This is a genomic window from Pseudomonas sp. RU47 (assembly GCF_004011755.1).
In the GTDB taxonomy this organism is placed as follows: domain Bacteria; phylum Pseudomonadota; class Gammaproteobacteria; order Pseudomonadales; family Pseudomonadaceae; genus Aquipseudomonas.
This window is the reverse complement of the sequence record NZ_CP022411.1, coordinates 2,656,389-2,672,870: the sequence shown is the minus strand read 5'-3', so window position 1 is coordinate 2,672,870 and position 16,482 is coordinate 2,656,389. Positions and strand designations below refer to the sequence as shown.

7 protein-coding genes are annotated in these 16,482 nt (G+C 57.9%); 2 read left to right on the top strand and 5 right to left on the bottom strand.

Annotated features, from left to right (window positions below; translation table 11 throughout):
• The first annotated feature begins 169 nt into the window (after positions 1-169).
• Complete coding sequence (locus CCX46_RS12245; RefSeq protein WP_003225754.1) at positions 170-655, top strand: flavin reductase family protein; 486 nt, start codon at positions 170-172, stop codon at positions 653-655.
• 154 nt (positions 656-809) lie between these two features.
• Positions 810-1,853, top strand: a complete 1,044-nt coding sequence (locus tag CCX46_RS12240) for an LLM class flavin-dependent oxidoreductase (RefSeq protein ID WP_095120371.1) — start codon at positions 810-812, stop codon at positions 1,851-1,853.
• A 571-nt stretch (positions 1,854-2,424) separates the two neighbouring features.
• Here CCX46_RS12240 and CCX46_RS12230 read toward each other — a convergent pair.
• From CCX46_RS12230 to CCX46_RS12210, 5 genes are all read right to left on the bottom strand, one after another.
• On the bottom strand, positions 2,425-12,942 hold the full coding sequence (locus tag CCX46_RS12230; RefSeq protein WP_127926857.1) for a two-partner secretion domain-containing protein: 10,518 nt from the start codon (positions 12,940-12,942) through the stop codon (positions 2,425-2,427).
• Positions 12,943-12,966: 24 nt separating this feature from the next.
• Positions 12,967-14,673 carry a ShlB/FhaC/HecB family hemolysin secretion/activation protein gene (locus CCX46_RS12225; RefSeq protein ID WP_127926856.1) on the bottom strand — a complete coding sequence of 569 codons (1,707 nt, stop codon included), beginning with the start codon at positions 14,671-14,673 and terminating at the stop codon, positions 12,967-12,969.
• A 155-nt stretch (positions 14,674-14,828) separates the two neighbouring features.
• Entirely contained in the window at positions 14,829-15,239 is a 411-nt protein-coding gene (locus CCX46_RS12220) for a lipocalin family protein (RefSeq protein WP_095050056.1), read from the bottom strand.
• A gap of 48 nt (positions 15,240-15,287) precedes the next feature.
• The gene (locus tag CCX46_RS12215; RefSeq protein ID WP_095125771.1) at positions 15,288-15,836 is read right to left on the bottom strand and encodes a hypothetical protein; all 549 of its coding nucleotides are present in this window, start codon (positions 15,834-15,836) and stop codon (positions 15,288-15,290) included.
• Positions 15,837-15,933: 97 nt separating this feature from the next.
• Positions 15,934-16,383 (bottom strand): winged helix-turn-helix transcriptional regulator, encoded by a 450-nt coding sequence (locus CCX46_RS12210; RefSeq protein WP_095125772.1) that lies wholly within the window; start codon positions 16,381-16,383, stop codon positions 15,934-15,936.
• Positions 16,384-16,482 lie beyond the last annotated feature (99 nt).

The following is a 16,482-nucleotide window of genomic DNA, read 5'->3' as shown; positions in this document are numbered from 1 at the left end:
CTGAAACTGCGGCTTGCAGACCAGTCGAAAGCCCCGTAAATGCTGAGTTTCCGACGAACGCGGCACGTTTATCGGTTCAGCTGAAAAGCCCTTGCAAAGATCGAATACTGGTATACCATCAGACCAACAAACACATAAAAACAGCAACACATCACCCGAGGACCGACCAATGATCGATGCCGCCATCTACAAACAAGTCATGGGCTCGTTCCCGTCCGGCGTAACCGTCATCACCACCCTGGACGATGACGGTCAGATTGTCGGCCTGACTGCCAGCGCATTCAGCTCGCTGTCGATGGACCCGGCGCTTGTGCTGTTCTGCCCCAACTACAGTTCTGACTCCTACCCGGTACTGATCAAAAACAAACGCTTTGCCATCCACGTTCTGTCCGGCGGCCAGCAAAGCGAAGCCTACGCCTTCGCCCGCAAAGGCAAGGACAAGGCGCAAGGCATCGAGTGGACCTTGAGCGAACTGGGTAACCCGATACTGGCCAACGCGACAGCTATCATCGAGTGTGAGCTGTGGCGCGAATACGAAGGCGGCGACCACGCCATCATGGTCGGCGCGGTGAAGAACCTGATCGTCCCCGAGCAGCACACCGGCCCGCTGGTGTATTGCCACGGCAAGATGGGCGCCCTGCCCGTCCTGGCCTGATCAAAACCTCCAGCCCTATGCAAATCAAATGTAGGAGCGAGCCTGCTCGCGAAGGCGTCTTGTCAGTCGCCATAGATGCCGGCTGTTACACCGCCTTCGCGAGCAAGCCCGCTCCCACATGTAGCCTCAACAACAAAAGATCCGAGGAAGCGTCATGAAATTTTCCCTGTTCATCCACATGGAACGCTGGGACGAAAGCGTCAGCCACCGCCAACTGTTCGAAGACCTCACCGAACTGACCCTGATGGCCGAGGCCGGCGGTTTCAGCACCGTGTGGATTGGCGAACACCACGCCATGGAATACACCATCTCGCCAAGCCCAATGCCACTGCTCGCCTACCTCGCCGCCAAAACCACCACCATCCACCTCGGCGCCGGCACCATCATCGCGCCGTTCTGGCACCCGCTGCGCGTCGCCGGTGAATGCGCGTTGCTCGACGTGATCAGCAACGGCCGCATGGAAGTCGGCCTGGCCCGTGGCGCCTATCAGGTTGAATTCGATCGCATGGCCGGCGGCATGCCTGCCTCATCTGGCGGCCAGGCATTGCGCGAAATGGTCCCGGTGGTCCGCGCCCTGTGGCAAGGCGACTACGCCCACGACGGCGACATCTGGAAATTCCCCACCTCCACCAGCGTGCCAAAACCGATCCAGCAGCCGAACCCGCCAATGTGGATCGCCGCCCGCGACCCTGACTCGCACAACTTCGCCGTGGCTAACGGCTGCAACGTGATGGTCACGCCGCTGATGAAGGGCGACGAAGAAGTCCTCGACCTGAAGAACAAGTTCCAGACTGCGCTGGATAACAACCCGGATGTGCCGCGTCCGCAACTGATGGTGCTGCGCCACACTCACGTGCACACCGCTGACAATCCGGATGGCTGGAAAGTCGGCGCGAAAGCGATCTCACGTTTCTATCGCACCTTCGATGCGTGGTTTGGTAACAAGGAAACGCCGGTCAATGGCTTCCTCGCGCCGAGCCCGGAAGAGAAGTTTGCCGGGCGTCCGGAGTTTGAGCTGGAGAGTTTGCACAAGACGGCGATGATTGGTACGCCGGAAGAGATTATTCCGCGGATCAAGTACTACCAGGAACTGGGGGTGGATGAGTTCAGTTTCTGGTGTGACAACAGCTTGCCGCATGAGGAGAAGAAGAAGTCGCTGGAGTTGTTTATCAAGCATGTGGTGCCGGCGTTTCGGTAAGTGTTCTGCTGATTGAGCTTGACCTATGAAACGCCCCGACAGTGTTCGGGGCGTTTTATTTTTTGGCTATCGGCAAGACACTACGACTCCCGGAATCGACCAGATCCCGGCCTCCCTTAAGGCGAGTGAAAGTCATCTGGGACGGCGCTATCAAAGCAGCGGCCTCAGAGAAAGACCTGTGCTCTGATTGTGGCGACGGGGCCTAGAGTATTGGCGTAGATGCATAGAGTTCGGAGGCAGCGGAGACTGGGAAACATTGGAGAAAACTCTGCGTGATGAGGTGCATCATCAGGCGCAGAGCCTGGAGTAGGTTTGTGGGGATCCCTCAGGGACAGACTGCGTTTATCAAATTACTCTAAACGCGCCCCCATTTATTCTCTACGAACTGCAACTTATCAACACACAAGCATCTCCAGATTTGACAACCAAATTAATCGATTTTGTAGTCACGCCATCATCCGTTGACAACTCAACTAACAAATTTTGATTCTCGAACGATTGGAGCTCCGATATAAGCTGCTTAATAGTTTTCCCCCGGCCAATCCAATCGGGATTTTTTTTATCGATCATGTCAATCTCCAATACGATTTAAGTTTATGTCATAAGTCCCTGACCTAGTCTTTTTACTTCCAAGTGACTTGACAGAGTCTGCCATCTTCCACGCACCACCAACATGCCCAGCGATGTCTCGAGTAATATAATACTTACCCTTCTTGAATATTGCCTGACCACCGTGGATTGTCTCGTTTATTTTTTCAAATCCCAGTTTTTTTGCCGCCTGCTGAGCCTCAGCGTTAGTTTTGTACACAGGCTCAATTTTTACACGGCTAGTCGTTGGACCGCCACTACCTGCACTGATCGGGCTTTTACCTAGGATGGCCATTCCCAGCGTGAACTTGAGCTCAGTCAGCAACGTTGCTCGCTCTTCTAGAGACAGCTGTTGTCCAGACTGTGGATTAAGCCAACTGGTTTCCTTGACCCACTGATCGACACCTGCCAACTCACTCTGCGTCAGCCAACCTTCCTTTAGGTTCTTCGCAAAAGCTATTTGTTTGTCCGAAGTAAACAAAGCTCCCCAACCATCGACCCCTTGCGATGGAACGGCAATACTTCCTGGATTCCCGGTGAGGAGTCCGGCCATATCGTAAGAAACATGCTGACGCAAAAACGCCATCAAATCCTTGGCCACCGGCGTTTCTAATGAAACGGCACTTTTTTGAATCGAGTCTACACATGCTCTACTATCACAGGCATTGATTGCCATCGAACGCGTGGTGGATAAATCTTCGTATTGCGCAATAATCTCGCGAATATTTTCTGAACTACAGCCGGCGGTAACCCGACAACCTTGAAGTTCTTCAAGTAACCTTTCAGCAGATGGGTGGTCGAGGTTGTTGTATTGCGTTGCGTTGGCCGCAACTGCAGCGGCTGACGATGCATCCCCCCCCGTCACGGCCGCCGTTAAAACACCAATTAGTTGAGACGCAGCCAGCAACTTGCTGATCCCTTGCCGATACTCGAGGCTATTTCTATCCATACCTACCGGTAACAACTTTTCAGCTAAGAAGTCTACGACCGCTTCATTTGCCCCCGCAGCTAGAGCCCCCGTACGGAAGTCGCCGCCCATGGCCTCAGCCATCAGGCCGCCGAGAGCCGCGTGCATCGCGAATTTCGTTAACTTGCCGTTTTCAAACAGAGTTACATCACCGATCTTGCTGGCCCCAAGGGCCCCGCCAATACTGATCCCTGCCCCTACCGTAGCGTCGACCAAATTATCCGTCAGGCTACCTCCCATAATTGCCGTTTTGGCCACCGTGTCCGCTGCAATCTTGGTTGTCACTGCCTTGGCACCGGCCGAATCTAACGTCAACTCTGTAGGGTTAAAGCCAAACTGTGCAGCGATGCCCGCGGTGACGCCTGCGAGCACATAGCCTTTGAGGTTCTCAGAAGAGAAGGCGTCTTTGAAGGCTGCTCCCACGTTACCTTTGTTATTGATCGTACTAACGGCGGCGGCGCTGGCCATGGACGTCAATACCGCAGAGGCCATCACGTTCCCCAACCCTGCAGCGACTGTTGAGCCGACTGCAGCACCACCGGCAACTGCCGATGCGGTTGCCGTGCCCGCAGCTGCCATGGCTGTCCCTGATCCCGCCGCAGCGCTGGCGGCAGTTCCCACCGCCGCACTCGCGGCACCCGCCGTCAGCACAGTGACGATAATAATGATCGCCAACATGGCGCCCTGACCGAGGCTCGAACTGCTGTATTTGAACGAGTCGTGGGTTTCCTTGATCAGTTTCCAGTCGACGTCACCGCGCTTCTCGGCTTCTTTCAGCCACGCCAGTTGTGGATCTGCCTTCACCATTACATCGATGGTCTGGCTGATCGTTTTCTGGTTGATCTGTTTGATGTCGATGTTCAAGCCATCAACCGCGTTGATCACCAATTGCCCTTTGGCAATTAGCTGACTTTGGCGCAAAGTCTCGTCGGTTTTGCCTTTGCCCGACATCGAGTTCCAGGCCAGGCTGGTATTGCTTTTTGTGTGGCTCTCTTGATGCAGGTCCTTCACGCCCTCGAACGTGACGGCTCCGCCACTGCTGATAACCAGGTCGTTTCCGCTATCCAGTTTGGCCGCCTGATAATGCTGATCGCCGCCACTGACGAGCAGCATGCTGCCGCCGGAGGTGATTTCGCTGCTGATGTTTTTCACATCAGTGACTTCGTCATGCTTGGTTTTCTTTTTGCCGAAGCTCCCCTTCTTCTTCATGTCATACAGCGAGTAATCGGTATCCTGCGCAGCAAGGATATCCAGACGATCACCCGCCACCAGGTAGGCTTCATCGCCAGCAGTGACACGACTGGACACCACGGCGAGGTTTTGCCCTGCCGCCAGCGACACGTCACCACCCGCGGTAATGCCGGACATGACCTGACTGACATGGTCCTCCTGACGGGTGACTTTCTTGCTTTTGGACAGCGAGTGTTGTTCGTCCGCCGCCGAGCGGATCAGCATATTCTCAGCCGCTGACATCGCCACATCACGCTTGGCATCGATCTCACTGGCGATGACAGCGATGTCACGCTTGGCATCGGCCTTGAAGTCACGCCCGGCATCGATGTCGGCGCCCAACTGAGTGATGTCGCTGCGGTTGTGCTTCGCGTCCATGTACACGCTGTTGGTGACTTGCACGGACGACACGTTGACGTCGCGGCCGGCGTTCATTGTCATGTCGCGGCCGCTTTGCATGACGCCGCCGACGATATTGATGTCTTGCGCCGCTTTGACGGTCAGGTCATTGGCGGCTTCGATGCGGGCTGCGTTATCGGCATAGTCATGATGCTGAGTGCCAAATCGGGTGCTGTTGTCGGACGAGGTGATTGTCCTTTCGTTGATCACATCGCCCGTGCGCGTGGTCAGGCTGACATCGCGTCCGGCAATGATGCCGCCGGCCTTGTTGACGATGTTATTGGTTGCCAACAGATCCAGACGGTTACCCGCCTCGATCGAACCACTATTGACCAGATCCTTGCCCGCCGTCGCCGAAAGGTTATTGGTCGCTTTCAAGGTGCCGACGTTATCGAGGTTTTCCCCGGCAATCAGCGTCACATCGTTACCGGCAATCAACGCGCCGGTCGGGCCGAGACGGCCGTTGGCCTGGGCCAGATACACCACCGGCACCAGCACTTTTTCACCATTCACTTCATGCTCTTCGAGCCAGACGATATCGTGGGTCAGTGCCGCGACTTGCTGCGACGTGAGGCCCACACCGACCGACAGGTTGAGCGCGTCCTTGCTGGCGATGGCGTTGTTCATCAGGTACTTGAACATGCCCTCGTTAGAGGTCTGGCCGTCGAGGAAGGCCTGACCGGTGCGCGCAGTGACGGCTTGCTGGATCAGGCGTTGTTCGTAGAGACCGTCACCGAGGCGCTTGGCGCTTTGGTCGGGGTCATAGCCGAGTTTTTCCAGCAGGTAGTCGGAGCTCATGAACGACTTGAGGTCGGTCAGCACCGGGTTGGTTTCGATCAGGTATTTGTGCGCGTTGGACGGCGCCCTGGTGTCCGGCAGGCCGGTGACGCGGGTCACCGGGCGGTTGTCGATCGAGTCTTTGGCGTCGTTGCCAGCACTCGGCGTGCGACGGAATGTATCGACTGCGCGGGTGCTGTCGGAGACCTGAGCCGGCGCGTCAATGAACAGATTGCGCGGACCGCCACTGGTGGCGGCGACCATGTGGTCCTGAGCGCTGACCGCTTGACCGCCCACAGTCCAGGTTGGCGCGGGGCCGTTGCCGGGCGATGCCGTGCTACTGCCCTGCCCGCTCAAACGGAACAAACCGTTTTCGCCGGTGGGCAGGGAGAAACCGGGCAAGCTCAGCGGATTGACTTGCTGCTGTGCAAGATCTGGCGGCAATTGGCTGTTGATGCGGACAACGGTAGTGCCACTCTTGCCGACGTTGGTGTCGGCGATTTTGTTAGTACCCCCAGCGGAGTTGTAGTCCTCATGGATAACGCTGTTTTCGACTTCCCGGGTGGCCGTGATCGAGACTTTGCCGCCCGCCTGGATGACCGCGTTGCGACTGGTGACTGTACCGGTGGAGCCGGTGCTGTCAGTGGGTAGCTCGATGGCATCGCCTTGCTGGTATGGCGCCAGTTCGCTCGGTAACGCAACCAGGTTATTGGGGTCGTACAGCGATGGCATCGAGGTTTCAAAGCCATATTTCAGCCCCGATAGCCCCCGACCATACTTGCGATCACTGACGACTTCGCCTGTTTCACTGTCTGTGAGAATAACGACTCGAAACGTCTCCCCGTCTCGCCCGCCCTCCCTTTTACTGCCTGATTTCGCGATGGCTTTGCGCACCGTGCTATCAGGGGCGAGGTAATACACATACGGAAAATCGGGGTTGTTGTGCTGGTTGTAAGGCGCAACGTAGTTGGCCATGAAATTTTCCGTGCTGCCGGCGCCCATTTCAAAGGCGTACTCGCGGGTGACTTCGATAGTCCCGCTTTTTGCGCCGATATTCTTCAGACTCGTAGCGTTGATATCGATGTTGCCACTGGCCGCCACCGTGCTTTTACTGTTGAGAAACGTGCCACCCTGAAATACAAAATCCTTGCCGACGTTGAGCACGGCAGAGGCGCTGGCGTCAGTGTCGACACTTTCATAAATCTCACGAGCCGTGAGGAAGTTGCTGAAAGTGCTGCCGACGCAGTCGCCACAACTGGCCGCGATATACCCCGATATCAGCTTGCGCTCAGACGAAGCCGCCGAGCCTTCAGTTCGGTTCTCGAACACATCGGCATTGAGCGTGAACCCGCCCACGCTCTCCATCGAGCCGGAAATGTTGTAGACCCCGGCAGCCCGCGCCGCACCGCCATATCCGCCGATGACTACATTGCCCAGGCTGTAGAAATCACCGTTCTGGTTGGTCAATGTACTGACGCCGAGCGTCATGTCATTGCCGCTGAAAATCAGTCCGCGATCGTTGAGCAATGAAGGCGTGTTGATGGTCAGGTTCTGCGCCGCCCCCAGACTGCCGTAGTTGGCAACGCTGCCAGCGTTGACGGTCAGGTCTTCACTGGACGTGATGCGGCCCGAGTTGATCAGTTGCCCGCTGACACGAATGGTCGACGTCGCACCGGCGGCAAAACTGCCGCCTGCACCGATGTTCATCTGCGCGACAGACAGTTCGGTCCCTCGCTGGCTGGTCAAGCGGCCGCTGCCGCCGTAACTGCCCGACAGCTGCATGTCGATAATGCCGTCACTGGCGATCAAACCGTGGTTGGTCCAATTGCCGCCACGGGCCTGTAGAGACTCCGAAGCCAGCAGCTTGCCGCTGGCGCTCTGGCTGAACTCGCGCACGTTAACGTTCAGGCGACCGGCCTGAATTGCGCCGGTGTTGTTCCAGGTATCGGCATTGAGTTCCAGCAGCCCACCGGTGACGATGCTGCCACCAGCGCCAAGCACATTGGCTGTGGAGATATCGAACTTGCCGCGCCCAACATGGTTGAGCTGCCCGCCGCCGTTGAGGAAGCTACCGACCGCCAGGGTCATGTCAGTGTTGGCGGTTTCCAGTACGCCATTACGGTTGTCGAGCAAGCCGCCGAGCTGAAACACGGTGTTGCCGGTGGTACCCAGCGAGCGCAGGCGACCGTTCTGGTTATCAACCGCGCTGGCTTTGACACTCAGTTGGCTGTTGCTTTCGATGACGCCCGCGCCATTGCGCAGCGCACCGCTGAGGCCGAAGTCGATACGCTCGGCGGCGATCTGTCCGCCACTGTTATCGAGACTCGCGCCGGTAACACCCAGCAGCCCTTTCGCATAAAGCACACCAGCGCCGTTATCCAGCGCCGCCGTGGTGATGCTGCTGTCTGCCGCTTGCGCCGAGATCCGCCCGCCGTTGTTGTTGAGGCCCGCCAATGCCGTCAGCGTCAGGCTCTGTGCCTGAATGATGCCGCCCTGACGATTGTTGTTCAGGTCGAAACCATTGCGCAGAACACCAACCGTGCGCGCTTCCAGTGCACCTTTGATGCTGGCGAGCGTACCGCCACGGTTATCAATGTTGGCAGCCTTGATCAGCACATCACCGTTCTGGGCGATGACTTTGCCGCTCTGGTTGTCGAAGTCGCCGCTGATTTCCAGGGTCAGACCGCTGTCGCTCTGGATCGAACCTTTGCCGTTGAGCAGCCTGGCCGCGTGCAGTTGCACATCGGCATTCTTGCTGTAGATGAGGCCGTCGGCATGGTTGCTGACGGCGCCCGTCGCGGTGATCAGCAAGTGGTCGTTGGCGGCGAGCGTGCCCTTGTTGCTGTTATCCAGCGAGCCGGTACGCAGTTCCAGGGTTTTCTGGCTGGCGAGCTGGCCGTTCTGATTGTGCAGATCAGTTACGCCCTTGATCAACAGCGGACCGGCAGCAGCGAGTTTACCGGCATTGTTGTTCAGGTCACCGCTCAGGTTGAGGGTGATCGCATCGTTACTGGCGATCTGTCCGCCACGATTGTCGAGGCTCGATGCCGTGGCATTGAAGAGCTGCTGTGCATTGATCACACCGCCGATATTGCTGAATGCCGTGCTGACGATATCCAGCGCTGCGCCACTGGCAATCAGGCCGCCCTGATTGTTATTAAGCGCACCGGCCAACGTCAGGGTCTGCCCAGCCCCACTGCTGAAATTACCTTTGTTGCTGTTATCAACGCTGCCAGCGTTGATACTCAGATTGCCCTGAGCGACCACAGCACCCGCGCCACTGTTGAGAAGCGCGCCCGTCAAATCCACGCTGACATCGGCGTACTTGCTGGACATCGTGCCGCTGTCGCGGTTGTCCAGGCTGTTGCCGTTGACAGTGAGCCCTTGCCAGCCGGACAGCAGGCCTTTCTGGTTGATCAGTTCGGTGCCGCGTACCAACAGTTTTTCACCGCTGATGATTTTGCCGGCGCTGTTGTTTGCCGCCCGGGCGATGAGGTCAAAACCGAGGTTGCTGGAGACTTCGCCGTTCTGGTTACTCAGATCGCGCAGGCGCTTGAGGGTCAGCGGGCCTTTGGCGGTGAGCAGACCGTTTTGGTTGTCGAGGTCGCCGTTGGCCAGATCCACGGTGATCGATTGGTCACTCAGCAGTCGCCCACCGTTCTGGGTCAACGAGGTCAGTGTCAGGTCAACGTCACCGTTGGCGGAGACTTCGCCGCCATTGCTGGAGTCGAGCCCCGTCGCCTTCAGCGTCAGATTGCCTTTGCTATTGATCAAGCCACCGTCACGGTTGTTGAGCTCGGCACTGTCGATGCGCAGTGCTTCTGCAGCGCTGATCAGGCCTTTGGCGTCGTTACGCAGTTGGCCGTCGACGGTGATGTCCAGATCGCCACGACTGATCAGGCCACCACCGCCGTTGTTCACGCTTCCCGCGCGGACATCAATGGAAGCGGCGCCAATCATGCCCTTGACGTTATCCAGTGCTGCGGCAATGCGCAGGGTCAGGCCCTGATTGCTCAAGAGATTGCCGTTGCCGTTATCCAGGCTTTGCGCGGTCAGCGTGAAAGCTTCAGCGCTGGAAATCGTCCCGCCTTGGTTGTTGACGCCGTTGAGTTGTTTGAGCAGCAGTGCGCCAGGGGCGTTGATCAAACCGCCGTTGTTCAACTGACCGTGATTCAAATCCAGGCTAAGACGCGTGTTGCTGAACAGCTTGCCGCCCTGTTGATCGAGTCCTGTAACCGAAGCCGTCAAAGCACCTTGACTGCCGATAATGCCGTCACCAGCATTGGTGACCTGAGCGGCGACGAGGTTCAGTGTATCGGCGCTGCTGAGCAGGCCGTTGCTGTTATCGAAGGCGCCGGTGGTAACGGTGACGGCACCTTTACCACTGAGCGTGCCCTGCTGGCGGTTGTCGAGGCTGGCGCTTTCAATGAGGAGTGCACCATCGGTGACAACCTTGCCGCCCTGGTTATCCACGCCGCCACGGCTGACCAGTTTCAAATCAGTGGCACTGGAAAGACTGCCTTGAGCGTTGCTCATCTGCGCGGCGTCGACCGTCAACGTCGCTTCACTGCTGACCTTGCCCTGGGTGTTATCAAAGGCGTCGGCGGCGGTCAGGAGCATGGTTTGCTGACTGCGCAATTCACCGCCGTTGTTGGCCAGAGTACGCGCTTGCACATTCAAGAGCGTGCCCGCATCGATCAGGCCTTTGTTGCGGTTGATTACTTCATCGATGGTCAGCTTCAGCGCCTTGCCGGAAAACAGCTTGCCGCCATCGCTGTTGTCGAGTTTTTTACCGGTGAGCAGCAGATCGCTGTTGGTGCTGATTTCGCCGCCACGGTTGTCCAGTTCACCAACGGTCAAGGTCATGGCTTTGGTCGAGCCCAACAGACCGTTTTGACGGTTATCAAGTTGATCGGCGTTGAGTTTGAACACGCCGGTGGCGATCAACTTGCCTTTCTGGTTGTTGAGGTTCTGTGCCTGCACGCTGACGTCCGACTTGCCGGCGATGTTACCGACCCGGTTGTCCAGAACACCGGCCGCGAGCGTGAGCTGGCCGTCGGCAATCACCGTACCCTGCTGGTTATCCAGCGTTTTGTCGGTGGTCAGCAGCAACACACCGCGACTACTGATCAGACCATCATGGTTGTCGAAGCTGGCGCTGTGGCTGTCCACGGACGCGCCGGAAATCACCCCTTTGACGTTGTTCAAAGCTTGCGCTACGCGCAACGTCAAACCTTGTTGCCCGAGGAGTTGACCATTGCTGTTGTCGAACAGACCGGTATCGACCCGGCTGTCTTGTTTACCGATGATCAGGCCTTTTTGACTGTTGTCCAGGCTTGCACTGTTGACGGCCAATAGGCTATCGGTGCTGATCGAACCTGCCCGATTCAGCAATGCTCCCGCGCTGGTGATCGTGAGCTTGCCAGCACTGCTCAGGTTGCCGGTGCTGTTATCGATACGCCCGGCGTTGAGGGTCAGCGTGCCTTCACTGCTGATGACGCCGCCAGCATTGGTCAGCGCATCATCAAGCGTAATCACCAAGCCATTGAGACTGCTGAAATTGCCGCCGCTGTTGTCCAGCCTTTGGCTGGTCAGGCTCGTCGCGCCTTTGGCGGTAATCTCGCCCTTGTTGCGATTGTCGAGCAAGCCACTGACGCGCAGCGTCAGACCACCATCGCTGACCACCGAGCCGGCATCGCGGTTATCGACACTGGCGGCTTTGAGGTCTACCGCCCGCCCGGAACCGAGCACGCCATCACGGTTGTCCAGCGCCGCGCTGAGATCGATGTTCAGGCCCAGATCGCCAAGAATCTGACCGCTGCGGTTGTCCAGAGACCCGCCGGTGAGGGCGATGTTTTTTGCACTGAGCGTACCGTTCTGGTTGTTCAGGGTGGCGGCGTTGACCGCCAGATTGCGGCTGGCGAGCAAGCTCTTGCCGGTGTTGTCGAGGTTCTGCGCGTTCAGGCTCAGATCGCCGCTGGCATTGCGGCTGCCGTCGGCGTTGACGCCCGCTTCGATGGTGCCGGCGTTGGTCAGTTGCCCGCCCGCGCTGAGGCTGATGCTGTCGCGAGCCGCGAGGGTCTGGCGGTTGGTCAGGTTGTCTTGGGTTTGCACGTTGAGCGCGGTGCCGGCATAGACCGCAGCTTGCGCGTCGAGGCTGGCGGCTTTGACGTTGACTGCGCCAGTGGCCGAGGTTTCTGCGAGGCTCAACTGGCCGTTGGCATCGAGCTGGATGTCACCACCGCTGGCAATCAGTTTGCCGTCGAGTTTCACCCCGACCCCTGCCTCGGTGCCGACCAGTTTGATTGCCCCGGCGTACATGCCGCCCAGCGCCGAGGAGTCGATGGCCAGTTGCGGTTTGGCGCTACCGTCATCGGCGCGGGCCGTGGCATCGAGGGTTTGTGCGTTGACGTCATTGCGACCGGCAACGATGGTCAGGTTCTGCGCCTGAAGTTGCGCGTTGATCTTTGCGCTGCGGGTGATGATTTCGAAGCGGTCGACATTGGTCGCGTTAAGGCCTGCACCTTCGATGGCCACCGAACCCTGATCAACCTGAAAACGGTCTAGCCGACCGTTGTCGAGCACCGGTTTGCCGGTGGTCAACGTCACCCGTGGCGAGTTGATGAACCCGCAACCGTTGCAGGTAATGCCATAAGGGTTGGCAACAATGACCCGTGCTGACTGCCCCGCCACTTCGGTGTAACCGCGTAACTGGCTTGGATTACCGCTGATGACTTCGTTGAGAATCGCCTGTGCCGAACCGCTGTTTTTCAGGTTCGGGTTATCGACGATATGCCCGCCCAATTGCGTGATCGTATTCTGCGTCGAGCCGTTATTGAGGATCAGTCCTTGCGCGCCGACGTTGTAATCATGGAACTGGTTATGCGACAGGCCGCTGGCATTGGGCGTGGCGATATTGATGATCGGCACGCCGTTGCCGGCGCGATCCAGCGAGGTGTTCGGATTGGCCACCACAATACCGTCGGCCTGCGCCCACATCGGTTGCCAGAACATGACGTTCGCCAAGAGAAACGCCAGCCCGCGCTTGGGCATGCCGAGGAAGTGTTCGCGGTTTTTTTCGGCAGCAGCAGGCTGACCGGCCAGAAAGGCCGGTTGAAGGATGTCCATTTCAGAATCTCGGGGCGGGCGGTATTAGAGGAAGAAATCCAGACGGAAATAGATCGGTGCTTCACGCTCGGTCAGCGCGTCCGGGCGTTCCAGGGAATGGGCAAAGGTCACGCTGGCGGCGACGTGCTGACCACGGGCAAACAGGTCCAGCGAATTGCTTGACATGCGCCCGTGCTGATCGCCGTTATAGCGACCGTTCTGGATCACACCCTGGTCGTAACCGAGGCTAGTGCCGTATTCGGAGAACACCGGTTGCAGCCACTCGACAGTCACCGGACGACTCCAGCGCAGGTCATTGCGCCAGTAACCACCGCTGTCACCGGACAGCGACTGGTCCTTATAACCACGAATCGACGACGAGCCGCCAAGGCTGGTGCGTTGCGGGCTGAACAGCACGTCTTCACTGCGCTGGCCGGTCATCAGGCTGCTGAAGCTGAAGGACTCGCCCCACAGTTTGAACGGCTGCAGGTAGCTCAGGGTGGCGGTGTATTTGCGATAGCGCGCATTCGGCTCACCCGGTCCCGGATCATGGCTGCCTTGAGCGTCGAAGGCGCCAATGCCCTCTTGCATGCCGGCGTCAAAGTTGACGAAAGCACTGCCGACGCGGCGACCGTGGTTGAAGCCGAACTGCGCTTCGCTGATGCGGTTGCTGCTCAGTTTGAGCTTGCTGTCTTCGATGAAGTTATTGGTGCGCAGGTACGACAGACCAGCGCTGAGCGAGGTTTTGCTGACGGCATCGCGGTGGATCACCCGCTCGGCGCGCAACTGATGGTTTTCGCTGTCGCCGGTCTGTTTGAAGTTGTAGAGGTTGGCGGCGATTTGCGAGCGGTATTCGCTCTGGCTGTAGGTGTAGCTGAACGTCCACCAGCCCCACGGCAAACTGTAATTGAGCATGGCGTTACGGGAGGTGTGCTGATGGTCAGTCATCGCATCGTGACCGCCACGCAGGCTCAACTGATCGGCCAGGCCAAGCGGGCTGTCCCAGTCAAACGTGGTGCCCCACTGTTGCTCGCCGGTGCTGCGCTGGCCGTCGTTGTTGCGTGACAGCCCGACTCGCCATGGCTTCTGCGGGGTGTTGTTGACCAGCACTGCACTGCCACCGACATTCTGACCGGGCGCCAGCTCCATTTTTGCCTGATTGGATGGCAGACGATTGAGCTGATCGACCATCTGCTCGATCTCGCGCAGATTGACCAGATCACCGGTTTTGCCGGGGAAAGCCATGGCCAGTTCGCGCTCCGAGAGCTGGCTGTTTTCCGCCCCCTTCATGCCTTCAAGTTTGCCTTCGACCACCAGCACTTGCAGATGCCCGGTGGACAGATCCTGCTGCGGCAGGTAGGCGCGGCTGGTGACCAGGCCTTTCTCGATGTAGTGATCGGTGATGACTTTGAGCAGCTCGTTGAGCTGCGGCACACCGAGGCATTCACCGATATAGGGTTTGAGCAGGCGAGTCTTGTCGCGCTCGGTAAGACTGTCGGCACCTTTGAGTTCGATGTCTTTGATCGGGAAACAGCGGGTATCGGTGGGGGCTGCCGGTTGCGCAGGCTTGGCGTCCTTGCCGGGCAGGTCCTTGAGTTCTTCGAGGCGCCGCTGCTGCTCTTCGAGCAGGCGGTTCTGGCGGTCACGGATAAGGTCAGTGTCACCGGGGGTAGGAGCGGCGACGGCAATCTGAAGTGGAGACAGGCACAGCAAAGCTACGCACAACCTCGCCACGAGGGCGGGTGAGGACATGTTCGATCCCTCGAGACGAAAGTGACATCAAAATAGTGGCGCGATATTAGATGGCCATCATTTTGACGTCAAACAATCGTTTCGACCTTTTGTCGGGTTTGTATCAAGGATTGAACAAACGGGACCGTTGCAGCCCCGCAATGCTTCTGACTGGCTTACCCGCGAATACGGTGCTCATCAAAAGCATAATCTTCCTGGCAATCCGCCGAAGGGCCTTTCTCCACATTGACGTAATGCACCGTGTCAGCATCAGTAAGCTTGTAGGTGTAAACATCAGGTGCGGCGACGCCATTGGTTCTCAGCACACTTTTGCCATTGGTAGCTGTCCAGGTGCCATGCTCGGTTTGCACCTTCTGTGTCTGCTTGGCGTCGCGGAAAAAGGTGATGGAGAAAGTACCGTCGGCGTTGAACTGGTTTTTCCAGGACATGAACTGGCATTTGCCGTTTTCGTCGCGCTGACCTTTCCATGAACCGACCAGCGATGGGTCAACGACCGGCTTATTAGTGGCGCAGCCAGACAATGTCGCGGCCAGAATAATAAGTGCCAGGGAGAGATTCCGTTTCACAGGGTGTTTCCTTTTTTTCGATAAATTCAGTGCGCTGTGCGTGCCGACTCAACTCTTTACGAGCGTGCGCTGCCGGGGCTGAGTAACGTCATAAACGTGCTGTTCACAATGCTCACCGCTGAACTGGAACTCCACCTGGTAGACCTTGCCACGCTCGGGAGTGAAAACAGTGGTCAGCGGCCCGCAGGTATAAATACCTCCCGTAACCCGGCTGTTCGAATACCCCGAAACTTCAAAGGGCTTGTCGGCATCCGCTTGTGCCTCCACTTGTGGGAAGCGCTTGACCGTGGCGCTGTTGGCCACTTCATTGAGCTTGGCGATCCAGCCGAAAACATGGCCCCGACCTGAATCGACGACGGTGCCAAGCACCTCCATGCGACGGTCAGGGTCATCCGCACGCCGGATGGAAAACTCCACCGGATGGGTGCCACCGGAGGCTTTCATGATGACCTTGGCGTGCTGGTCATCCGTTGCCACTTTGTTCTGGCCCAGTTGAACACCATCTTTCAGCAGGCTTGGAGAAGAATCCCGAACATTGGAATGGCAGCCTGCCAGCGTAAAAATCACAGCCAGAGGCAGTAATGCGCGTTTATTCACGGACGAAGTTTCTCGATTAAGGACGGGAGCCAAGAATGACATCAAAATAGTGGCGCGATACTAGTTGGCCATCATTTTGGCGTCAAACCTTTGCGGGTCAGTGCTCAACACCCAGTCGCGTCGCAACGTCCTCCGGAGCCAGCGACCGACCATCGGCCGAGATCAATTCCAGCTTGCGAATCGGCTGACGATCCTTTGCATCAACCATCACCGACCCCGGCTCACCCGGCGCGTACATGAACTCGCCGCCCCACTGCGACAGCGCGACGATCACGGTCTGCAGGGCTTTGCCGCGCTCAGTCAGCACATACTCCTTATAGGCGCCGCCGTCGGCAGCTGGCATCGCCTGCAGAATCCCCTGCTCCACCAGCCCCTTGAGGCGCGCGCTGAGCATGTTCTTGGCGATATCCAGACTCTTCTGAAAATCATTGAAGCGACAGATGCCATCCAGCGCATCACGAATGATCAACAACGACCACCAGTCGCCGATCAGGTCCAGCGTCCGGGCGACCGGGCAGGCATTGCCCTGCAGGCTTTTGCGTTTCACGTAAACGTACTCCCTTTCAGTGGCCGAACGTGTGGCTTTGGGTTGCATCATACAACTCTGCAGCAGATCCACGACTGTGCAGGTGCAAAACCAGCACCT

Bases quoted from the DNA above. Each gene is read 5' to 3' on its own strand.
- CCX46_RS12230 (WP_127926857.1), bottom strand. From the start codon at position 12,942: ATGGACATCCTTCAACCGGCCTTTCTGGCCGGTCAGCCTGCTGCTGCC.
- CCX46_RS12245 (WP_003225754.1), top strand. From the start codon at position 170: ATGATCGATGCCGCCATCTACAAACAAGTCATGGGCTCGTTCCCGTCC.
- CCX46_RS12240 (WP_095120371.1), top strand. From the start codon at position 810: ATGAAATTTTCCCTGTTCATCCACATGGAACGCTGGGACGAAAGCGTC.
- CCX46_RS12225 (WP_127926856.1), bottom strand. From the start codon at position 14,673: ATGTCCTCACCCGCCCTCGTGGCGAGGTTGTGCGTAGCTTTGCTGTGC.